The sequence below is a fragment of the [Ruminococcus] lactaris ATCC 29176 genome, assembly GCF_025152405.1.
GTDB classification, from domain to species: Bacteria; Bacillota; Clostridia; order Lachnospirales; family Lachnospiraceae; genus Mediterraneibacter; species Mediterraneibacter lactaris.
In genome coordinates this window covers 2,150,843-2,174,237 of the sequence record NZ_CP102292.1, presented here as the reverse complement: position 1 = coordinate 2,174,237, position 23,395 = coordinate 2,150,843, and the positions used below count along the sequence as shown (strand labels likewise).

The 23,395-nt window shown below is 43.3% G+C and carries 17 protein-coding genes; 14 read left to right on the top strand and 3 right to left on the bottom strand.

From position 1 onward, the window contains the following. The first annotated feature begins 8 nt into the window (after positions 1-8). The 7 genes from NQ541_RS10145 to purD all read left to right on the top strand — a co-directional run bounded on the left by NQ541_RS10145 (position 9) and on the right by purD (position 6,596). Entirely contained in the window at positions 9-479 is a 471-nt protein-coding gene (locus NQ541_RS10145; RefSeq protein ID WP_005609920.1) for a VanZ family protein, read from the top strand. After that, positions 457-828: a hypothetical protein gene (locus tag NQ541_RS10140; RefSeq protein WP_005609923.1), complete on the top strand. Its 372-nt coding sequence runs from the start codon at positions 457-459 to the stop codon at positions 826-828. Before NQ541_RS10145 ends, NQ541_RS10140 begins: the two co-directional genes overlap by 23 nt. Then, the gene (locus NQ541_RS10135; protein ID WP_005609926.1) at positions 829-2,985 is read left to right on the top strand and encodes an aminopeptidase; all 2,157 of its coding nucleotides are present in this window, start codon (positions 829-831) and stop codon (positions 2,983-2,985) included. Between the two features lie 13 nt (positions 2,986-2,998). Continuing rightward, positions 2,999-3,511, top strand: coding sequence for a 5-(carboxyamino)imidazole ribonucleotide mutase (gene purE / locus NQ541_RS10130; RefSeq protein WP_005609927.1), 513 nt, complete (start codon positions 2,999-3,001; stop codon positions 3,509-3,511). A 12-nt stretch (positions 3,512-3,523) separates the two neighbouring features. After that, positions 3,524-4,549, top strand: a complete 1,026-nt coding sequence (gene purM, locus NQ541_RS10125) for a phosphoribosylformylglycinamidine cyclo-ligase (RefSeq protein WP_005609931.1) — start codon at positions 3,524-3,526, stop codon at positions 4,547-4,549. Then, the gene (gene purN / locus NQ541_RS10120) at positions 4,543-5,169 is read left to right on the top strand and encodes a phosphoribosylglycinamide formyltransferase (protein WP_005609934.1); all 627 of its coding nucleotides are present in this window, start codon (positions 4,543-4,545) and stop codon (positions 5,167-5,169) included. The genes purM and purN overlap by 7 nt, the downstream gene beginning before the upstream one ends. Before the next feature lie 152 nt (positions 5,170-5,321). Next, positions 5,322-6,596: a phosphoribosylamine--glycine ligase gene (gene purD / locus NQ541_RS10115; RefSeq protein WP_005609937.1), complete on the top strand. Its 1,275-nt coding sequence runs from the start codon at positions 5,322-5,324 to the stop codon at positions 6,594-6,596. A 387-nt stretch (positions 6,597-6,983) separates the two neighbouring features. On the opposite strand, the gene NQ541_RS10110 is transcribed toward purD, so the two are convergent. Both NQ541_RS10110 and NQ541_RS10105 read right to left on the bottom strand, forming a co-directional pair. Then, entirely contained in the window at positions 6,984-7,940 is a 957-nt protein-coding gene (locus NQ541_RS10110; protein WP_023920915.1) for an Rpn family recombination-promoting nuclease/putative transposase, read from the bottom strand. 876 nt (positions 7,941-8,816) lie between these two features. Continuing rightward, positions 8,817-9,413, bottom strand: coding sequence for a GTP pyrophosphokinase (locus NQ541_RS10105; RefSeq protein ID WP_005611516.1), 597 nt, complete (start codon positions 9,411-9,413; stop codon positions 8,817-8,819). Between the two features lie 423 nt (positions 9,414-9,836). Between NQ541_RS10105 and NQ541_RS10100 the strand changes: the two genes are divergently transcribed. The 6 genes from NQ541_RS10100 (at position 9,837) to NQ541_RS10075 (ending at position 20,075) form a co-directional block, all read left to right on the top strand. Beyond that, complete coding sequence (locus NQ541_RS10100) at positions 9,837-10,649, top strand: aldo/keto reductase (protein WP_023920916.1); 813 nt, start codon at positions 9,837-9,839, stop codon at positions 10,647-10,649. Between the two features lie 110 nt (positions 10,650-10,759). After that, complete coding sequence (gene trxA / locus NQ541_RS10095; protein ID WP_005611525.1) at positions 10,760-11,068, top strand: thioredoxin; 309 nt, start codon at positions 10,760-10,762, stop codon at positions 11,066-11,068. A 166-nt stretch (positions 11,069-11,234) separates the two neighbouring features. Then, on the top strand, positions 11,235-14,612 hold the full coding sequence (locus tag NQ541_RS10090) for a PD-(D/E)XK nuclease family protein (protein ID WP_005611529.1): 3,378 nt from the start codon (positions 11,235-11,237) through the stop codon (positions 14,610-14,612). An 85-nt stretch (positions 14,613-14,697) separates the two neighbouring features. Further along, entirely contained in the window at positions 14,698-18,468 is a 3,771-nt protein-coding gene (gene addA, locus NQ541_RS10085) for a helicase-exonuclease AddAB subunit AddA (protein ID WP_005611538.1), read from the top strand. Next, on the top strand, positions 18,465-18,731 hold the full coding sequence (locus NQ541_RS10080) for a DUF1294 domain-containing protein (RefSeq protein WP_005611539.1): 267 nt from the start codon (positions 18,465-18,467) through the stop codon (positions 18,729-18,731). The genes addA and NQ541_RS10080 overlap by 4 nt, the downstream gene beginning before the upstream one ends. A gap of 141 nt (positions 18,732-18,872) precedes the next feature. Continuing rightward, the gene (locus NQ541_RS10075; RefSeq protein WP_005611540.1) at positions 18,873-20,075 is read left to right on the top strand and encodes an LL-diaminopimelate aminotransferase; all 1,203 of its coding nucleotides are present in this window, start codon (positions 18,873-18,875) and stop codon (positions 20,073-20,075) included. Positions 20,076-20,207: 132 nt separating this feature from the next. Here NQ541_RS10075 and NQ541_RS10070 read toward each other — a convergent pair whose 3' ends face one another. Next, positions 20,208-20,816: a TetR/AcrR family transcriptional regulator gene (locus NQ541_RS10070; protein WP_005611541.1), complete on the bottom strand. Its 609-nt coding sequence runs from the start codon at positions 20,814-20,816 to the stop codon at positions 20,208-20,210. A 477-nt stretch (positions 20,817-21,293) separates the two neighbouring features. Between NQ541_RS10070 and NQ541_RS10065 the strand changes: the two genes are divergently transcribed. After that, complete coding sequence (locus tag NQ541_RS10065) at positions 21,294-23,384, top strand: efflux RND transporter permease subunit (RefSeq protein ID WP_023920920.1); 2,091 nt, start codon at positions 21,294-21,296, stop codon at positions 23,382-23,384. Positions 23,385-23,395: the final 11 nt, after the last annotated feature.

The following is a 23,395-nucleotide window of genomic DNA, read 5'->3' as shown; positions in this document are numbered from 1 at the left end:
GCAGGATTTTGACGAATAAAGAAGCGAAGAGAGTCAGGACGCTGGGAAAGGTTCTGTTTATTTTATATATATTTTTTCTGGTATACTTCCTTTTTTTATCAGATTGGTATGGCAGAGAAGGCGTGATGGAAGATTATCATTATAATCTGGTTTTGTTCAGGGAAATTAAACGGTTTATTCTTTACCGCAATCAGTTGGGAACATTTGCGGTATTTTCTAATCTGTTTGGAAATATACTTATTTTTATGCCTTATGGCTACTTTCTTACAATGGCGGGGAAAAGAAAAAGTTTCTTTAGAACGTTATTTTACAGTATGGGTCTGAGCCTGGGGGTAGAAGTGATGCAGTTGCTTACAAAAGTTGGAAGTTTTGATGTAGATGATATCCTGCTCAATACTGTTGGCGGAGTACTGGGATTCCTCATCTATATGACAGGAGATCTGATAAGGAGAAGACATGTTCGGAATAGGAAAAAGTGAAGAAGAACGTCGTAGAGAAAAAGAACGAAAGAAACGCGGGATGAGAAAGTATGGACAGTCCTACCTGAAGCCATCGCGGAGAGGAAGTATTTCCTGCTGGTGTACCGGAGGTTCACTGGTGATTCTGGCAGGATGTATTTTATATGCATTCCTTTCCAGGGGGAAAGCGGCAGGGATTGTGGGAGGACTTTCAGTGGTATCCTTTGTGATTGATATATATGGAATGTACTGTGCAGTACAGGGATTTTTAGAAAGAGACAGACGGTATTTAAATTGTAAAATCGGACTTGGTGTTGGTGTTATCACGCTGATCTTATTTATGGCAATCTTGGTAGGAGGTCTTGGATAGATGAGTTTATCAGAAATTCAGAAAGAAAGAAATGAACAGTGCCGGGAAAGGCATGAACTGGCGGTCAACCGGATCCGGTCTATGGTGACGGAAGAGACGGTCGAGAAGGCATACGTGGGATATTTTCAGGATGTGGCATTATTTTTACTGGAGCTGGAGAATACAAGACGGAAAGTAGCTTCAGGAGAATGGGAAAACTACACGCTGGAGCAGATGCGTAGCTTAAATGAAATACTTTACAGTGACATTCTGGATAAAAATTATGAACGGAGTTATGCAAATCCGGAATATGCAGTGAGCAGTTTTGGAACAGAAATGGGACAACTGCTCAGTTTACTTTATGCAGAATTGCGGGGCGGCATCTCTTATGCGTTTGAGGAGAAGACAGATTATCTGACCATTCTGTATGAGTTATTTATCGAGGTGTATAACTGTTTTGAGAATGCTGCACTGGAGGAAGCATCGGAACAGAGCACAGCGGATGAAAAAGAAAGCGGAGCAGCCGGGGCAGAGAAGCAGATTCCATCCGCAGAACAGATCCGGGAGATCTTATACTGGTATGCCAGTGATTACTGCGATGTATTTCTTGCAGACCGGATTCTGGAGCAGATCGATCCGTCCTTTTCTTTTGCGGCAGATCTGATCGAGACGGCGGACCTTGATTCGGATGAATATTTATACCGTTTTGGCGAGTACATTTCCAAAAATGAACTGGGAACAGCACATCATCTGAGAAATCTTCCGCAGGAGACTTTACAGAAGATGGCAGATGTCTATACAGAAGGTTACCGGATCGGATTTATTAATACCGGAAAGGATCTGTCAAAAAAGAAGGTCGTAAATATCCGCTACAGCCTTGGATTTGAAAAAGTGGTTCGTCTGGCGATCGAAAATTTTAAGAAGATGGGACTGAAGCCGGTGATTTACCGTGCCGCTGCCAGTGTGATCACAAAGAGAGAGCATCATAAGATCGGGTATTATGGCTGTATCGCGAACCAGCAGTACGAGTATGACCACCGGCAGGATCAGGCATTATTTATGGATAAGCGGTATATTGAGCGGAAACTGGAAGTGATGAAGACCGTCTACGAACAGAACCGGGAACTGGCAGCAGGATTTGCAGGTCCGGCAGTCATGGAGATTTTTGGAGAGACGCCGTTTTCACCGATAGCGAAAGACTCTGCCCCGGCTTATTCGGAGGCACAGAGAAGTCTTGCACTTCTTTATGACAGCCGTTCCGGGCAACTGACGAATGAATATATCAAAGGAGATGAACGCAGTTTTACGATCATCGCATATCCCGTTCCTGAGATTGGTTCAGACTATGCAGAGATTTTCAACGAAGTGATCCGCATTAATACACTGGATGCGAAACTGTATGAGCAGGTGCAGCAGACCATGATCGATGCCCTGGATCAGGGAGTCTATGTCAGGGTCAAAGGAAAAGGAGAGAATCAGACCGATATGCATGTAGAACTGTACCGGCTGAAAGACCCGGCAAAAGAGACGATCTTTGAAAATTGCGTGGCAGATGTCAACATTCCGGTAGGGGAGGTATTCACATCACCGGTACTGGACGGGACAAACGGAGTCCTGAATGTCAGCAAAGTTTATTTAGATGGTTTACAGTACCGCAATCTGAAACTTACGTTCAAGGATGGAAAAATCACAGATTATACGTGTGACAACTTCTCAGACGAAGCCGAGAACCGGAAATATATTTATGATAATGTACTGAAAAATCATGAGACTCTTCCTCTGGGAGAGTTCGCCATCGGAACGAATACGACTGCCTATGTGGTGGCAAGAAAATATGGCATTGAAGATAAGATGCCGATCCTGATCGCAGAGAAGACAGGACCTCATTTTGCGGTGGGAGATACGTGCTATTCCTGGAGTGAGGAAATCCGTGTATACAATCCAAATGGAAAGGAAATCGTTGCGAAAGACAATTCCTGCTCGCTTCTGCGAAAGGAAGATGTATCCAAAGCATACTTCAACTGTCATACAGATATAACCATACCTTATGAAGAGTTAGAAGAAATAAGTGTAGTGACAAAAGACGGCACAGACATTATACTATTAAGAGACGGAAGATTTGTATTACCTGGCACGGAAGTGCTGAATGAACCATTAGAAAAGGATACAGACCACTGAAGGAGGAAATGAAATGCCAAAAGTAGGAATTGTCATGGGCAGCGACTCAGATCTGAAAGTAATGAGCAAGGCAGCGGCAACGTTGGAAAAGTTCGGCATTGATTATGAGATGACGATTATTTCAGCACACCGTATGCCGGATGTATTTTTTGACTGGGCAAAGGCAGCCGAAGGAAAAGGAATCAAAGTGATCATCGCAGGTGCAGGAATGGCAGCTCATCTGCCGGGAATGTGTGCGGCGTTGTTCCCGATGCCGGTCATCGGAATCCCGATGTCAGGAAAAAATCTTGAGGGGATGGATGCACTTTATTCTATCGTTCAGATGCCACCTGGAATCCCGGTTGCAACAGTTGCCATCGACGGAGGAATGAATGCGGCAATTCTTGCAGCAAAGATGCTTGCAATGTCCGATCCGGAACTTCTTGAGAAATTAAAAGCGTACTCTGCCGAGATGAAAGAGACGGTTCAGGCGAAGGCAGACCGGCTTGCAGAAGTAGGTTATGAAGAATATCTGAAAGAGAAATAAGGAGATAAAATTATGGATTATAAGACATCAGGTGTTGATATCGAGGCAGGATACAGATCAGTGGAACTGATGAAAAAATATGTAAAAGAGACGATGAGACCGGAAGTTCTCGGAGGACTCGGCGGATTTTCAGGTGCATTTTCACTTGCAAAGATCAAGGAGATGGAAGAGCCGGTTCTGCTCTCAGGAACAGACGGTTGTGGAACCAAGGTAAAGCTTGCAATGGTGATGGACAAGCATGATACGATCGGTATTGATGCGGTTGCCATGTGCGTGAACGATATTGCATGTGCAGGCGGTGAGCCACTGTTCTTCCTGGATTATATTGCATGCGGAAAGAATTATCCTGAGAAGATCGCATCCATCGTGAAAGGTGTGGCAGAGGGATGTAAGCAGTCGGATGCAGCACTGATCGGTGGAGAGACGGCAGAGCATCCGGGACTGATGCCGGAAGATGAGTATGATCTTGCCGGATTTGCGGTAGGTGTATGCGACAAAAAAGAGATGATCACGGGAGAAAATCTGAAAGCGGGAGATGTCCTGATCGGTATGGCATCCTCCGGTGTGCATAGTAATGGATTCTCTCTTGTAAGAAAAGTGTTTGATATTACGAAAGAGTCACTGGATACATATTATGAAGAACTTGGAACTACTTTAGGCGAGGCTCTTCTTGCTCCGACAAGAATCTATGTAAAGGCACTGAAGAGTATTAAAAATGCGGGAGTTACTGTAAAGGCATGCAGCCATATCACAGGCGGCGGATTCTACGAGAATATTCCGCGTATGCTCAAGGACGGTACGCACGCAGTAGTGGAAAAGGACAGCTATCCGGTACCACCGATTTTTGCAAAGCTTGCGAAAGACGGAGAGATTGAAGAGCAGATGATGTATAATACGTTCAACATGGGACTCGGAATGATTCTTGCTGTTGCTCCGGAAGATGTAGAGAAAACCATGGATGCGATCCGTGTAGCCGGAAATGCACCGTATGTAGTAGGCAAGATCGAAGAGGGCGAAAAGGGAGTGACCTTATGCTAAGAGTTGTAGTGATGGTTTCCGGCGGCGGAACAAATCTGCAGGCGATCCTGGATGCGGTGGATGCAGGCAGGATTACGAATACAGAGATCGTCGGAGTTATCAGCAATAATAAAAATGCATATGCACTGACGCGGGCTGCGGAACATGGGATCAAGGCAGAATGTATTTCGCCGAAGGATTATGAGTCCAGAGCAGAATTTAATGAGGCATTGATCGGGGGCGTAGATTCCTATCAGCCGGATCTGGTCGTACTGGCAGGCTACCTGGTGGTGATCCCTCCGGAAATGATCGCAAAATACAGAAACCGGATGATCAATATTCATCCTTCCCTGATCCCGGCTTTTTGCGGAACAGGATTTTACGGACTGAAAGTGCATGAGGCAGCACTGGAACGTGGCGTAAAAGTAGTTGGTGCTACCGTGCATTTTGTAGATGAAGGGACAGATACAGGTCCGATCATTTTACAGAAAGCAGTAGAAGTAGAGAACGGAGATACACCGGAGATCCTTCAGCACAGAGTGATGGAGCAGGCTGAATGGAAGATCCTTCCAAAAGCGATCGACCTGATCGCAAATGGCAGGGTGAAAGTAGAAGGTCGCAGAACCGTGATCGAAGATTAAAGAATATCACGTGCAGAAGCAATGCACAGGAAAATGCGTCTGCTAAGAGCAGGCGTGTTTTTCATTTTAACAGATTGCAACAGATATTTTACAACTTTAAATAACAGGATGATCACGCAGCAGTTGCGTGGCGAGTTCAGGAGGAGAAGACCATGAAAATATTAATCGTAGGAAGCGGCGGAAGAGAACATGCGATTGCAGCAAGCGTTGCGAAAAGTCCAAAGGCAGAGAAAATTTACTGTGCACCGGGAAACGCAGGAATTGCAGAGTATGCAGAATGCGTAGCGATCGGTGCGATGGAATTTGAAAAGCTGGCAGCATTTGCAAAAGAAAAAGAGATTGATCTTTGTATTGTCGGAATGGATGATCCATTAGTTGGAGGACTGGTTGACACACTGGAAGAGGCAGGGATTCGCACATTCGGACCAAAGAAAAATGCAGCGATCCTGGAGGGATCTAAGGCATTTTCAAAAGATCTGATGAAGAAATATCATATCCCGACAGCAGCTTATGAGAATTTCACAGACCCGGATGCTGCAATCGCTTATCTGGAAAATGCGAAATTCCCGATCGTTCTTAAGGCGGACGGACTTGCACTTGGAAAAGGTGTACTGATCTGTCAGGATTTAGAAGAGGCAAAAGCCGGTGTAAAAGAGATCATGCTGGATAAGAAATTTGGTTCTGCAGGAAATGAGATGGTCATTGAAGAATTTATGACGGGACGTGAAGTTTCAGTTCTTTCCTTTGTTGACGGAAAGACCATTAAGACTATGACCAGTGCCCAGGATCATAAGAGAGCCGGTGATGGAGATACCGGACTGAATACAGGCGGTATGGGAACGTTTTCGCCAAGTCCGTTCTATACGAAAGAAGTGGAGGACTTCTGCAACAAATATATTTACCAGGCAACCGTAGATGCGATGGCAGCAGAGGGACGCCCGTTCAAGGGAATCATCTTCTTTGGACTGATGCTTACGGAAGATGGTCCGAAAGTACTGGAATATAATGCCCGTTTTGGTGATCCGGAGGCACAGGTTGTATTACCACGTATGAAAAATGATCTCATTGAGGTAGCTGAGGCCTGTATCGATGGAACGTTGGATCAGATCGATCTTCAGTTTGAAGATAATGCAGCAGTATGTGTGGTACTGGCATCGGACGGCTATCCGGTTAAATATGAAAAGGGATTCCCGATTGAAGGACTGGATGAGTTCAAAAAGCATGACGGATATTACTGCTTCCATGCTGGAACAAAGTTCAACGAGGATGGAAAGATCGTGACAAATGGTGGCCGTGTCCTCGGAGTAACTGCAAAAGGAAAAGACTTAAAAGAAGCCCGTGCAAATGCCTATGCAGCAACAGAGTGGGTGAAGTTTGAGAATAAATATATGCGGCATGATATCGGAAAGGCGATTGATGAGGCGTAAATTTGTAGTTGTTGAGGTGAGATGCTTGTAAATCAGAAAGCTTCTTTGTGGCGAATCGGACGCGGAAAGCAGAGATATTCCTTCGCAGTGCAGGCTCGCTTTACCTCAGCCCGTTGACCGTTTGTAACTCGAAAGTGGAAATCTTCGTGCAAAGGCACTCGATTTACTTTCTCTAACAAACGCTGCAAAGTGTCTTCGGAACGCTCCTGCTAATGCACCTGCTTAGGAACACCCTGCTTTCCGCTGGCAGTCGCAGTAAGAAGTTTTTCTGACTCCACAGCGTATCCACTCAACAATACAAAATTTAAAAGATAAAAAAAGCCGGTTTTCTATTTCTTCTTGAAATTTCGTGTTTGTTGGGATATTTTCCCCCAACAAACATAAAATTTATCCAACTACAGCCAGTATCCTGCTAATTCCATCAACAGGTTCTCTCAGTACTGCTGCAATCGCATCTAAAGAATAACCAAGTTTTTGCATTTGAAAGGCGACATCTTTTTTATGGGCTGCTTCTCCCCGTTCCATACCATCCTGAACGCCATCATTATAAATATCTTCCAGTGCTTTACACATATCCAGTTCCTCCTTTTCTTCCTTCTCTACGTTTATCTCCATAAGCTGCCGGGAATTTAAGAATGCTCCAAGTGCATGATAAGTCTCCAGATCCAGCTTTTGGAAATAGTCTTTATGATTTGCCAAATATGTACGCAATGCGTATTTATCCTGACTACATTGTAGCATACCGAAGATGATTTGTAAATCACTTTGAAAAGATTCTAAATTTTTCAGTCTTCTGACATCGACGAGGTTAATGTGATAATTGGGAAGATACTTTTTCATCAGTTCCGCATGGCTCTTTTCTGTACCAAGATCGAACATCTGATGCAGTTCCAAAGGTCCATCCCATTCCTCTGTCCCATAATAGAAGATCAAAGTAATCACCGGGATGAGTTTATCATTTTTTTGAAAGCGGGAAAGAAATTCAGCCGAAGAAAGACGGGGTGGATGTTCTTTCCATTTGACCCGCACCTGTTCCGCATATTCCATGCTGTCATAGAGCATTACTTTCAACGGTGCAGCGTAATGAATGGCAGTCTGTGATTCCACCGCCAGCAGCATCAGCACAGCCTGATCCTGCCAGTTCATGATGATATCGCGGTATTGCTTTTTTACAATATTTTTCCCCTGAGCGTCCTGAAGACTGACTGCGGTTGTCTCCGGGCTGGGGTGAAGATTCTCCGGCAGGATCACGGCTTTTCCCTGAAATAAAATGGCATTGAACAGGTCTGCGAACCGTTTCGTATCCTTAAGCCAAAGATTAACATTTACATCTGCTTGTCCCATAGGCAAGTCCTCCTTAATAAAAATATAATCGTTATCATCAAAATGAAAATCTCTGACCGAAATGGTCTTGAAATATGAAATGCTCTCCATACTGGACATCAGACGTAGAAAATGGGAATTGGATCTGTCTGAGATTTTGATGTGAGATGAGTATAAGATAGTGTAAGAAAAAAATCAATTAAAAGAGTTTAAAGTTTGTATGAAATAAGTATAAAATTTGTATTTGTTGGGGTGAAAATATCGCGACAGCAGGAAGTGTTTCTGACAGAAGAGCGTTCATATCCGCCCTTGTTGTTGCATCGCAGTGCAGGATCCGCTTTACCTCAGCCCGTTGACAACTTGTAACAGGAATGTGGAAACACTCGTGCAGAGGCACTCCTGTTTACGTTCCTTAACAAGTTGGGCAAAGTGTCTTCGGAACGCTCCTTGTCAATGCACTGCTCACGCAACAACAAGTGTGGATATTAGGCTTTTCAAGTCAGAAAACTTTCCTCGCATCAGGATATTTTCTTTCAACAAATACGAAATTTCAATAAGAAATAAAGAGCCGAAAGGCTATCAACCCTTTTGAAATTTGTATTGTTGAGTGAATACGCTGTGGAGCTAAAAACTTCTTATCGAGATGGTCAGCGGAAAGCAGGATGTTCCTGAGCAGGTGCATTAGCAGGGAGCGTTCCGAAGACACTTTGCAGCGTTTGTTAGAGAAAGTAAATCGAGTGCCATTGCACGAAGATTTCCACTTTCGAGTTACAAACGGTCAACGGGCTGAGGTAAAGCGGGTCCTGCACTGCGAAGGAATATCCCTGCTTTCCGCGTCCGCTTCGCCACCAAGAATTTGTATGTCTTCTAAGCGTATCACCCCAACAAATACAAATTTCACCCACAATTCTCACTATACACTTCAAAGGATTTCTCAATCCCATCAAGTATTTCTGCATACTGCCGGAAAGCACTTTTCATTTCGAGTTCATCAAAGGGCTGGGATTTATAGCAGATCCGGTGTTCCATGGCAGCCCAGAAATCCATGGAAATGGTGCGAAACTGAATTTCCACCGGATAGTATTCCATGCCATCCAGTGAATAAATAGGAACTCCCAGTACAAGATGATAGCTCCGGTAACCGTTCGGTTTTGGATGTCGGATATAATCTTTTTCGCAGACGAGGATCAGGTCAGTCTGCTTTTTTAATGATTCAGCAAGCTGATAAATATCGCGTTCAAAAAAGCAGATAACGCGGATACCGGCAATATCTTTCAGTAATGTGCGTGCATCCTGCACACTTCCGTTAGAATGTTTCTTTTTTAATTTATTTTCCATACTTATTTTTTCCTTGATCCGGTGGGTGATTCCATGGATTGGCCGGACATCCTCATTGTCAGCGGCACAGTGATTTAAAATCTCCAGTCGGGTAAGGATCAGGTTCATGGCATCTGTATAAGGATGGATCAAAGTATGATATTGTTCATTTGTCATAGAATTTATACTCCCTTCAATTCGATTGACAGACTCCCCTTAATGTCAGATGTTATTTTAGGATGAAAATGTGATAAAAAAGTGCTGGAAATATTATGAAATTATAAAATTATGTCGGGGTCAAAAGCCCCCGACTTTGATGCCTACGGATTGCTCCGTGCTACGCACTCCCACAATCCTACCCAATATTCGCATATCGTGGGATTAACATCCCACTTTTATGCTCATATCGGGGCGGGTCCTAAGGTCTTTCACCCACCTATGAGCAAGCTCATGTGGGCTTAGACCTTTTGACCCTGGCATCATAAAATAATATCTGTATTGATAACGCAATGCGGATATGGTAAGATACAGAAAAGATTTAACCGCAAGAAAAAGTATGTTATACTGTAGTCGTATCGCAAAATGAAAGGGAGGCTTATTATGTTTCGATTAAATAATGGTGTTGAAATTCCAGAGATGGGTCTTGGTGTCTATAAGATGAATGCGGGAAAAGAAATGGACGATGCAGTAAGATATGCATATGAACAGGGTTATCGCTTATTTGATACGGCTCAGATGTATAAAAATGAAAGCGGACTGGGTGAAGCGTTAGAGAAGAACCGGATTCCCAGGCAGGATATTTTCCTGATCAGCAAGGTAGATAATTGTAACCAGGGGTATGGGCGGACGATTGAAAGCTTTGGAGAGTCTTTAGAACGCCTGAAGACGGATTATCTGGATTCGTTTCTTGTACACTGGCCGGGACAGAACCGGGAAAGAATGCTTGATACATGGAAAGCAATGGAAAAGCTGTATACTGATGGAAAGGTCAGGAGCATAGGTGTATGCAATTTTGAAGTCTGCCAGTTGGAGTATCTGCTGGCAAATTGTAAAGTCAGACCGATGATCGATCAGATTGAGCATACGCCGTTTATGCATGATGAGAAATTACTCGGATTTTGCAGAGAAAATGAGATTCAGGTCATGGCATGGGGACCTTTATTGCGGGGAAATCTGGACGAGGATGAGATTGGCAGGATGGCTGCGGGATATAATAAGACGTCTGCTCAGTTATTGTTGCGTTGGAATGTCCAGCAGGGGATTATCCCAATTCCAAAGTCGAAAAATAAAGAACGGTTATTGCAGAATATTTCGATATCCGATTTTGAGATTACGGAAGAAGATATGAAAAGGATGAATGCAATGAATCAAAATAAAAGAACAAGTTATGATCCGATGGTATTTGATTTTTAGAAAAAAGTGCTTATTTTCAGGTGAAACTGGAGATTAATAAAAAAGAAAAGTTAAAATGCAGAAAAATGCAGGAAAGTAACTTAGTGATTCGTTTATAGGAGGAAAGAAAGATGTCAGTTGTTAAGTTAACGGTAGAAAATTTTGAGCAGGAAGTTCTTCAGGCGGAAAAGCTGGTACTGGTAGATTTTTATGCAGACTGGTGTGGACCTTGTAAGATGATGAGTCCGATCGTGGATGAGATTGCTGAGGAGGAATCGGAAATCAAAGTGTGCAATATCAATATTGATCAGGCGATGGAGATTGCACAGAAATACCGAGTAATGAGTATCCCGACCTTTATTGCGTTTAAGAACGGTGAGGAAGCAGGCCGACAGATCGGTGCAGTATCAAAAGGTGAGTTGTTAAGTCTTATAAAGTAAAGCAGTTCATCGATACAGGAACGATACAAAGTGATTGCGGACAACGGGCAGATGCAGGAACGGTGTGGGAAGAGTGACCGGTCTGTATCTGCTTTTTATACCAAAGTATGCAGAAGAAACTGCCGGTGGCAGATGCTCTGTATACCATAGCATTTGGAGGAAATGAATGTCACTACAGTTTATTTTGGGAAATTCAGGAAGTGGAAAATCTCATTATCTTTATCAGCAGATCGTGAATGAATCAATGGAACACCCGGAAAAGAATTATCTGGTTCTTGTACCGGAGCAGTTTACCATGCAGACGCAGAGAGATTTATGTGCGGCACATCCGAGAGGCGGCATCATGAATATTGATGCATTAAGCTTTATGAGACTGGCATATCGCGTATTTGAAGAAGTCGGCAGGGAAGAACAGCCGGTTCTTGATGATGAGGGGAAGAATCTTGTGATCCGGAGGATTGCGGGGAAGCTCGAGGATGACCTGAAAGTATTGAAAGGAAATCTGAAAAAGCAGGGATATATTAGTGAAGTAAAGTCTGTTATCTCAGAATTTGTACAGTATGGTGTTGATTTTGACAAGCTGGATGACTTTATGGAGGGACTCAGTCAGGAAAGTTATCTTTATTATAAATTGCAGGATATCCGTAAAGTATATGAAGGATTTGAAGAGTATCTGCGGGATCGTTATATTACCAAAGAAGAGATGTTGGATGTACTGGCGAGAGCGGTATGTGACTCAGAACTTCTTAAGGGGAGCGTGATCGCACTGGATGGATTTACGGGATTTACTCCGGTTCAGATCCGGCTGATCTCAGAACTTTTAAAAGTCAGTGAAAAGGTGATAGTTACGGTTGAAATTGACCGCAGGGAAGATCCTTTTATTTATCGGCATCCTTACCAGCTTTTTGCGTTGAGCAAGCAGATGGTTACATCTCTTGTAAAGACTGCACAGGATGCAGGGGCAGAGGTTGAAGAATCGGTCTGCCTGTATGAAAAAGTGCCATACCGGTTCAGAGAAAATCCTGAGATGGCATTTTTAGAATCGGAACTTTTCCGTTATTCAAGGAGACAGTATAAAAAGAAAAAAGAAGAATCGGAAACCTGCAGCGGAGCAATTTCGCTTCATGAGACGAAAAATCCGAGAGAAGAAGCCAGGTATGTGGCAGAATCAATCCGAAAGCTGGTGCGTGAAAAAGACTACAGATATCGGGATATTGCGGTTATAGCTGCGGATCTGAACCTGTATGCGGATGCATTGGAGAAAGCGTGTGAATTATTTGAAATTCCGGTTTTTATGGATCATAAAAAAAGTATTTTGCTCAATTCATTTGTAGAATATCTGCGGAGCCTGCTGGCGATGGCAGAACAGAATTTTACCTACGAAAGTGTATTCAGGCATTTGAGGACCGGATTGTGCGGTTTTACGGATGAAGAGATTGACCGATTGGAAAATTATTGTCTGGCACTGGATATTAAAGGGTATAAAAAATGGCAGCAGGCGTGGGTCAGAAGAACTCCGTCAACCGGAGAAAAAGAACTGGAAGAACTGAATCATCTGAGAGTGATCTTTGTAGAAAAGACGATGGGACTGATACAGGTTCTGAAGCAGAAGAAAAAGACTGTCAGAGATGTGACGCAGGCAGTATATGAATATCTTGTTCAGGAAAAGCTGCAACAGAAAATTACACAGTTGGAGAAAAAATTTCAGGACCGGGGAGAACTGGCACTGGCGAAAGAGTATGCACAGGTATACAGGATCGTTATGGAATTATTTGATAAATTTGTAAGTCTGCTGGGTGAAGAAGAAATCGCTCTGAAAGATTACTGTGAATTACTGGATGCAGGACTGGAAGAGGCGAAGGTAGGAGTCATTCCGCCAAGTCTTGATCAGGTTATGATCGGAGATGTAGAACGTACAAGGATCAAGAATATCAAAGCTTTATTCTTTGTAGGGGCAAATGATACACTTTTACCGGGAAATACAGGAGTGGGCGGATTGTTGTCTGAATGTGACCGGGAGCAGTTTCAGAAGAAAGAAATCTCACTTTCTCCGGGAGCAAAAGAAAAGATTTATATTCAGAAATTTTATTTGTATTTAAATCTTACCAAGCCGACAAAATTTCTCTTTTTATCCTGGGCAAAAGCGTCAGGAGAGGGAAAATCTCTCCGACCGTCGTATCTGATCCAGGAGTTGATGCGGTTGTTCCCGGATTTAAAACCGGTGGATGAGGAAGAAAAGTCATGGCAGCAGTGTGAGATGACAAGAAGGACCGGGATTCTCAGACTGGCGGAAGGGCTGAGAGAAAAAGAACAGGGACTGGATGCACAATGGAAAGAACTTTATACATGGTTTGCAGGCGATGAAAAAAGCAGATCCGTGGTTGAAAAGCTGTTGAGAGCAGGATTTTATAAAAAAGAAGCCGGTATGCTGGGAAGTCAGATGGCTGAAAAGCTGTATCTTGATCCTGAACGCGTGAGTGTGACGAGGCTGGAAAAGTTTGCTTCCTGTGCCTATGCTCATTTCCTGAGTTATGGTTTACGGCTTTCTGACCGGGAAACCTACGGATTTGAGGCGATGGATCTGGGAAATATTGCACATCAGGCATTAGAACGTTTTGCAAGAAAAGCAGAGGAAGAGAAACTGGACTGGGTAACAATGCCGGAGGAACGCAGGACAGAGCTGATAGATGAAAGTGTGGAAAGCAGCGTTCTGGATTATGGAAATACAGTCCTGTTTTCAAGTGCAAGAAATGAATATATGATCTATCGGATCAAGCGTCTGATCCGCCGGTCTGTATGGGCATTGACCCGACAGATGGAGCAGGGAGATTTTAAACCGGCAGGATACGAATTTAAATTCGGAAGTGGTAAGATCGACAGGATTGATACGTGCGAAGATGAGAACCGGGTTTATGTCAAGGTGACAGATTATAAGACGGGAAGAAAGGTCTTTGATATTACTTCTTTCTATCATGGTCTTCAGCTTCAGTTGCCGGTGTATCTGAATGCAGCATTGGAAGCAGAGGGAAAGAGATATCCGGGAAAGGAGATAGTTCCTGCAGGAATTTTTTATTACAGGATACAGGATCCGATCGTGGCAAGAGAAAAGACAGACGAGAAGACGGAAGAAAGTATTTTAAAAGAACTGAAACTGGATGGGCTTGTGAATGGTGAAGAGGAAGTAATTGAACATCTGGAGGCGAATCTGACAGGAAGTTCGTTATATTATCCGCTCCGCAGGAATCAGAATGGATTACTTGGGAGTGCATCAAAAGCTCTTCCACAGGAGAAGTTTGAGACGGTACTTGCTTATACCAGGTCGAAGCAAAAGGAACTGAAAGCGGAGATGTATGAGGGAGAGGTAAGTGCATTGCCGTATCTGCTTGGTGAGGATACAGGATGTGATTTCTGTGCCTGCAAAGATATCTGCGGATTTGACCAGCGGATTGAAGGGTGTGAATACCGTCAGTTGCAGAAATATTCACTGGAAGAAGCAGTCGAATGTATGAAGGAAAAGCTGGGAATAAAGAAAAGTCAGAAATAAAGAAAAGCCAGGGATAAAGAAAAGCCAGGGATAAAGAAAAGTCGGGAGTAAAAAAGCCGGAAATAGAGAAGGAGACATAGGCAGTATGGCAGTGAAATGGACAAAAGAACAGCGGCAGGTTATTGATCTGCGTGACAGAAATATTCTGGTTTCGGCTGCTGCCGGTTCAGGAAAGACAGCAGTACTCGTTGAGAGGATCATCTCAAGGATCACGGATGAAAAGAATCCTGTGGATGTGGATAAGCTGCTTGTTGTCACATATACAGAGGCAGCGGCAGCCGAAATGAAAGAAAGGATCGCGGCAGCGATTGAAAAAAAACTGGAAGAATTTCCGGGAAATCTGAATCTAGAGCAGCAGGCATCGTTAATACATAGTGCGATGATCACTACGGTGCATAAATTCTGTCTGTCGGTAATCCGGGATCATTTCCATGTGATCGGAATCGATCCGTCATTCCGTGTGGGAGAAGAAGGGGAGCTACGTCTGCTTAAACAGGATGTACTGGATGAAATGCTGGAAGAACATTATGCAAAAGATGAGGAAGAGTTCCGGGAATTTGTGGAAAAATATGGAACAGGCAGAACGGATAAAAAGATTGAGGAACTGATTCTTCAGTTGTATGAATACTCAAGAAGTTATCCTGATCCACGTCAGTGGCTGATCTCCTGTGCAGAAGATTATGAAATTGACAGAGAGCATTTGGAAGATTCAAGAATGGTGCATACAGTGGAAGAACGTGTCAGACAGCAACTGGGCGATCTGTATGGACTGGTCAGACAGGCGATGGAAATCTGTCAGCTCCCGGCAGGTCCGTATATGTATGCAGAGGCATTGGAATCAGATGAAAAAGAACTGAAAAAGCTGGAAAGGGCAGACTCTTATGAGAAAATGAGTGAGGTTCTGATGGATTTCAACTGGAAAAAGCTTTCGGGTAAAAAAGATGAGACTGTCGATGCGGAGCTGCGGAAATCCGTCCAGGCTGTCCGGAAGCAGTTGAAAGCTCTGATTGATGGGATTCAGAAATCTTATTTCTATGCAACGGCAGATGAATGGGTTGCAGATATGCAGGATTCCGCTCAGGCAATGAGGACGCTGACCGGACTGGTACAGGAGTTTGCTGACCGGTTTGATGAAAAAAAGCGGCGGAGAAATATGATTGATTTCAGTGATATGGAGCAGTTTGCACTGGCAATCCTGACGAGAAATACAGAGGGGAAAATCGTGCCATCTGCGGTTGCTGAAGAATATCAGGAGCGGTTTGCCGAAGTGATGGTGGATGAGTATCAGGACAGTAATCTGGTGCAGGAAACGATCCTGACGAGTGTGTCAGGGATGAGTAAAGGCAGAAATAATATGTTCATGGTAGGGGATGTAAAGCAGAGCATATACAGATTCCGTCTCTCAAGACCGGAACTTTTTATGGAGAAGTATGATACTTACAGTGTGGAAAGCAGTCCCTGTCAGAGAATTGATCTTCATAAAAATTTCCGAAGCAGGAAGGAAGTACTGGACAGTACAAACTATCTTTTTGAAAAGCTGATGTTCCGGGAATTTGGAGGGATCGAATATGATGAAAATGCGGCTCTGTATGCGGGAGCAGAGTTTCCACCGATACCGGAAGATGCCGTCTTTACGGATAAGACAGAAGTTCTGATCTTTAATCAGCAGGATATGAAGGCAAGAGATGCCAAAGAGGCTGAGGCAAGAATGATCGCACGAAGGATCAGGGAAATGATGGGATCGGGATATATTTATGATAAAGGCAGTGATTCTTTTCGAAAGATACAGTATAAGGATATTGTAATCTTAACGCGGAGTATCCAGGGATGGGCAGAGAGTTTTTCAGCAGTGCTGGCAGAAGAAGGAATCCCGGCATATTCAGTGAGCAGAGAGGGGTATTTTGAAACGTATGAGATCAGCGTCCTTTTAGACTATCTGCGGATTCTGGATAATGCGAGGCAGGATCTTCCACTGACAGCAGTGTTGACTTCACCATTTGTCGGGCTGGATGCGGAAGAACTGGCACAGATCCGGCTGGCATATCCGAATCTGCCATTTTACGAGTCTGTCTGGCTGTGTGGGGAAGAAAAAACGGAAGAAACCGGAGCAGACGGGAGTGGAGAAACCGGAGAAAAAGAAAAGAAAGAAAAGAAAAAATCAGATGCAGAAGCGGAAAACCGCAGCGGAGAGATTTCAGAAGCGGTCAGAGAAAAGCTGGCAGAGTTTACGAGGCAGGTCAGATACTTCAGAAGCATACTTTCCTATACTCCGATCCATGATCTGCTGGCAAAGATCCTTGAAGAGACAGGATACCGGACTTTTATTGCTGCGATGCCGGGAGGAGAGCAGCGGATTGCAAATGTGGAGATGCTGATTGAAAAGGCGTGTGCATTTGAGGGGACAAGTTATAAAGGACTTTTTAATTTTGTCAGATATATTGAGCAGTTGAAAAAATATAATGTTGATTATGGAGAAGCCGGAATTATGGATGAACAGGCAGATACGGTACGCCTGATGAGTATCCATAAAAGTAAAGGACTGGAATTTCCAATTGTATTTGTAGCGGGAATGGGAAAAAGTTTTAATATGCAGGATCAGAGGGGAAGTATTGTGATCCATCCGGACTGGGGAATTGGAATTGATGCAGTTGATCTGGAACAGAGAACGAAAAATCCAACTTTTCTGAAAAGAATGATACAGGAAAAAACAAAGCTGGAGAATCTTTCGGAAGAACTGAGAGTTCTTTATGTTGGCATGACCAGGGCAAAAGAGAAGATGATCCTGACCGGTACAGCGAAGCTTGGGGAAGAAGAACTTCTGGCATTGGAAATGATGGAAGATATAATAAAAAGAGAAGAAAAGCAGAATAGCTGGAAAGCAGATGAAAAAGATTCGCTTGCACTGTATCAGATGGAAGGGGCAAAGACCTGCTTTGACTGGATCTTACCGGCACTGATGAGAGATTGGAAAAAGGCAGAAAAATGGATACAGGTGCGGCTTGTTACAAGAGAAGAATTATCCTATGGGGCAGCAACAGCAGGTCAGGCAGAAGTACTGGCGAGAGAAGTGCTGGAACACTGGGATACAGAAAAGTCGTATATGCCGGAATGGAAAGAGCTTCTGTCAGAACAGATGAATTATACTTATCCTTATTTACAGGAAGAGCAGATGAAATTGAAATTTACAGTCTCAGAACTGAAAAAGAGAATTTACGCAGGAGAACAGATGCGTGAAATGCAGGAAGACGGTGGCGAGGAACTGTATCAGGAACCGGAAATTGTTCCGTTAGTACCGGGATTTATGCAGGATCAAAAAGAAGGCCTGACCGGGGCGTCCAGAGGAACTGCTTATCATAAGCTTATGGAATTATTAGATTTTACCAGGCAATATACGGAAGCTGCTTTGAAAAATGCAGTGCATGATTTTGAAAAGAAGAAAAAGATGACTTTGGAGATGGCAGCCTGTATCCGCATATCTGATATTTTATTATTCCTGGAAAGCAGCAGTGGAAAAAGAATGTCAGCGGCAGCCGGAAAAGGGAAGTTATGGAGAGAGCAGCCTTTTGTACTGGGGGTGGATGCAGATCAGGTCTATCCGGGATTTTCCGGTGAGCCAGGAAGTCAGGAAAAGGAAGTGATTCTTGTTCAGGGAATTATAGATGCTTACTTTGAAGAGGAAGACGGGATTGTAGTACTGGATTATAAGACGGACAAGGTGAAGAGTGCAGAGCAGTTGAAAGAACGTTATCATGCACAGTTGGAATATTATGCACAGGCATTGGAGGGGCTTCTTGAAAAACCGGTGAAAGAAAAGATTATCTATTCATTTACGCTAAGAGAGGAGATCAGGTTATGAAATGGCTTATGTATTATCTGATCGTGGTGAATTTGTTGACCTGGATCATCTACGGAATTGATAAGTGGAAGGCAAAGCGACGTGCGTGGAGAATACCGGAGAGAACACTGTTGCTTTTGGCGGCTGCCGGTGGCTGCACAGGGGCATTGGCAGGGATGCTGATGTTCCGGCACAAGACAAGAAAACTGAAATTCATGATTGGAGTACCGGTTATTTTTGTAGTGGAAAGTATTTTCTTTGTATATATTTTTCTGAAATTGTGACAAATTGCACATAGAATAGTCAGAAAAAGCGGTCCAGAGAATGGATTTTTAGAAATTGCAGTCAGCTTCTTTTCTAATTGGAGAAATTCTGCTAATATTACTTACAGAGTACTTTAGTCGGTTAAAGAAAGGGAGAGAAAAATGCCAAAGTTAAATGAAAATTATCAGAATGTAAAAGACAGCTACCTTTTTGCAGAAATTGCCAGAAGAGTAAAAGTATATGAGGAAACGCATCCGGACAAAGCAGATCAGATCATTCGTCTTGGAATCGGCGATGTAACTCTTCCACTTACGAAGAGCGTGATCGAGGCACTTCATGAGGCAGTTGATTCCCAGGCGGTGTCTGAGACATTTATGGGATATGGCCCAGAGCAGGGATATGAGTTTGCACGCAAGGCGATTGCAGATTATTATGCAAGGAATGGCATTGAGGTTGATCCTGCAGCAATTTTTATTTCAGACGGAGCTAAGAGCGATACAGGAAATATCACAGAACTTTTTTCAAATGATAATGTAGTTCTTGTCCCTGATCCGGTTTACCCGGTTTATGTGGATACAAATACGATGGATGGAAAGAAGATCATCTATATGAACGGAACGGAGGAAAATGACTTCCTTCCGATGCCGGATGATAAAGTAAAGGCAGATATCATTTATCTTTGTTCTCCGAATAATCCGACCGGAGCAAGCTACAATAAAGAGCAGTTGAAAGCATGGGTTGATTATGCCCTGAAGAATGATTCGGTAATCCTTTATGACTCTGCCTATGAGGCATTTATTACCGATCAGGATCTTCCACGGAGTATTTATGCTATTGAGGGTGCAAAAGAATGTGCGATTGAATTTTGCTCTCTGTCCAAGACAGCAGGATTTACAGGAACTCGTTTCTCCTATACGGTTGTTCCGACAGAGCTGGTGTTTACGGCTTCTAATGGAGCAACATTAAGTCTTCATGACATGTGGAACAGAAGGCAGTCTACAAAATTTAACGGTACGCCATATATCATTCAGTATGCGGCAGCAAGGGTCTTCACAGAAGAGGGCATGGCAGAGTGCCAGCAGAATATTGAATACTATAGAGAGAATGCACGTATGATCGCAGAAACTCTGAAGAAGAAAAATATCTGGTTTACAGGTGGGGTAAATTCTCCATACATCTGGTTTAAATGCCCGAAAGAGATGGAATCCTGGGAGTTCTTTGATTATCTGCTTGAGAATGCACAGATCGTGGGAACACCGGGAGCAGGGTTTGGTGAGAATGGAAAGAATTATTTCAGACTGACTTCCTTTGGAAAGCATGAGAAGACAGCCGAGGCAATGAAGCGTTTTGACGAATTATTTTAGGAATTGTTTCAGAAATTGTTTCAGGTTATCGGTAAAAAGGTTCTCCGTATCAGGCAATGTCTTAACGAAATGATCTACGTGAGAAAAACTGAAAAAAGAATGTTGAGGGCTTTTGCTCCCAACATTCTTTTTTTAAACCGGAGTTTCTGTAATATATACTTTGCAGATCTGCCTGAGTGCGGCGTGCATATAAGGCATATATTCTTCCATCGACACCGGCTCGTTATGAAGAATACAATTATAGCTGGTAGAACTGATAAATTCGATCAGGGTGAAGAGTAAAAGTTTTGGAGAAGAACATTCTACGTGATACCGCTGTAAGGAATCGAGATAGTGGTTGTAAAACTTCTGGGAAACCAGCGATCCGGTTCCGACCGCATCCTGAAATACTCCCCACGAAAGGTTCTTGGAAAGAAATTTCATCAGTCCCTGCTGATTTTGAAAGCGTTCAATGATATAGTCCGTTACAAAAAGAATTTCTTCCTCGAAGTCAGGGATAACGGCAGCATCCAGTGCCTTATGTGCATCGTCAAAAAGCTGGCTGGCTTTAAATGCGATCAGCTTATCCCGCAAGTCATATTTATCTTTAAAATACAAATAAAAAGTTCCCTTTGCCAGTCCGGCCTGATTTACAATGTCGGATACGGTTGTCTTTGCAAAGCCTTTTCCTGTAAAAAGGTCAAATGCTGTCTGAAGTAGTGTATTCATTTTCAATTTTTTATTATCTTCTACTTTTCCCATATCCAGTTGCCTCCTTTATGATAATAAAAATGATGTCGGGGTCAAAATCCCCCGACTTTGATGCCTACGGATTGCTCCGTGCTACGCACTCCCACAATCCTACTCAATATTCGCATATCGTGGGATTATCATTCCACTTTTATGCTCATATCGGGGCGGGTCCTAAGGTCTTTCACCCACCTGTGAGCAAGCTCATGTGGGCTTAGACCTTTTGACCCTGGCATCTAAAAATTCATGACGATAAATTTTATCAAATTAAAATATCTGCCTGCACACCAGAGTATTTTACTACCAGATTCTGCAGAAATTCAAGCAGATTTTTTACTGATTTCTCTTTCTAGTATGGCACATTTTTCGTGAAAGTCAATAAAAAATGACTAAAATTCATTTTTTTGATCTTCTAATATTGACTATTAGTCATTTTGAGCTATACTAGAAGAGGCTAAAATATATGAGACAGTTTAGGAGATGATACAAATGGTCAAAGTTGGCAAATGGATTGCCAGGCACAGGGTTCTGATGCTGATCGTCGGATTCCTGCTGATTATTCCGTCAGTGATCGGAATGGCAAAGACGAGAGTAAATTATGATTTGCTCAGTTATCTTCCAGAACATCTGGAGACAGTAAAAGGTCAGGATATTCTGGTGGATGAATACGGGATGGGAGCATTTTCCATGGTCGTGGTCGAGAACATGGATCTGAAAGATGTTCAAAAACTGGAAGAAAAATTTGAGAATGTTTCTCATGTAAAGGATGTTTTGTGGTATGATGATGTTGCGGACATCAGCCTTCCGGTAGAGATGATCCCAAGCAACCTGCGAGAAGCCTTTTTCAAGGGTGATGCAACGATGATGCTTGTATTATTTGATAATACGACATCTTCAGATGACTCCATGGATGCAGTCGGTGAGATGAGAAAGATCGCAAATGAGCAGTGCTTTATCAGTGGAATGACAGGTGTTGTAGCAGATATCAAGAATCTGGCACTGAAAGAACTTCCGATCTATGTTGTGATCGCAGCACTTTTAAGTCTGATTGTTCTGGAACTGACTTCGGGTTCTTTCGTTGTTCCGATCCTGTTCCTTCTGAGTATCGGACTGGCGATTCTCTATAATCTGGGAAGTAATGTTTTTCTGGGAGAGACTTCCTATATTACGAAAGCACTGACAGCGGTTCTGCAATTAGGAGTTACGATGGACTATTCCATTTTCCTGTTGAACAGTTATGAGGAGAATAAAAAGCGGTTTCCGGGAGAGAAGGAGCGTGCCATGGGGCATGCGATCGCCAATACATTTAAGTCTGTTGCAGGAAGTTCTGTGACGACGGTTGCCGGATTTGTTGCCCTGTGCGTGATGACTTTCGCACTTGGACGGGATCTCGGAATCGTTATGGCGAAAGGTGTACTGATCGGAGTGGTCTGCTGTGTAACAGTTCTTCCGTCACTGGTACTGGTTTTTGACAAACCGATTGAAAAGACGCAGCATAAACTGCTTTTAAGCAACATGGATAAGCCTTCTGCATTTATTACAAAGCATTATAAGGCATGGATCCTTATTTTTCTGCTCCTTCTGTTCCCTGCGATTTACGGAAATAATCATACTAAGATTTACTATAATATTGCAGAGTCTCTTCCGGAGACATTGGACAGTAATGTGGCGAATGCAGAACTGAAGAAAGATTTCAATATGAGCAATCTGCACATGGTCATGATGGATAAGAACATGGATGCAAAGCAGAAAAAGAAGATGCTTGAAGAGATTGATGAAGTAAAGGGTGTCAAATGGACAATCAGCATGAATTCTCTGATCGGTCCGACCGTACCGGATTCCATGATCCCGGATGACATGAAAGAGATGCTTCAGAGCGATGATTGTGAACTTGCCTTTGTATGCTCAGAGTATGAGTCGGCAACAGACGAGGTCAATACGCAGATTTCAGCCATTGATAAGATCGTGAAGTCTTATGACAAGAGTGGAATGGTCATTGGAGAAGCTCCACTGATGAAGGATCTGCAGGATGTAACGGATGTGGACTTAGTGAATGTAAATGCTATTTCCATTGCAGCGATTTTCCTTATTATCATGATCATATTCAAGTCGATCTCCCTGCCGATTATTCTGGTAGCGGTAATTGAGTTTGCAATCATGGTTAATATGGCAATCCCGTTCTATCAGGGAACCAGCCTTCCGTTTGTGGCAAGCATTGTAATCGGAGCAATCCAGTTGGGAGCAACGGTAGATTATGCGATCCTGATGACAACCCGTTATCAGAAAGAACGTCAGCGTGGAAGAGAGAAGATGGAAGCAATCAGTATTGCACATAAGACCAGTATGCCGTCTATTATCAGCAGTGGACTGAGCTTTTTCGCAGCAACATTCGGAGTAGCCTGCTACTCACAGGTAGAGATGATCGGTTCGATCTGTACCCTCCTTGCAAGGGGAGCGATCATCAGTATGATCGTAGTTATCATGATCCTGCCTGCAATGTTTATGATATTTGACAAGGTAATATGCAAGACCTCGATTGGTTTCCTCGGGTCAAAAAAGAAACCCGCAGAGGTGAAATAGAAGGGAGTTAA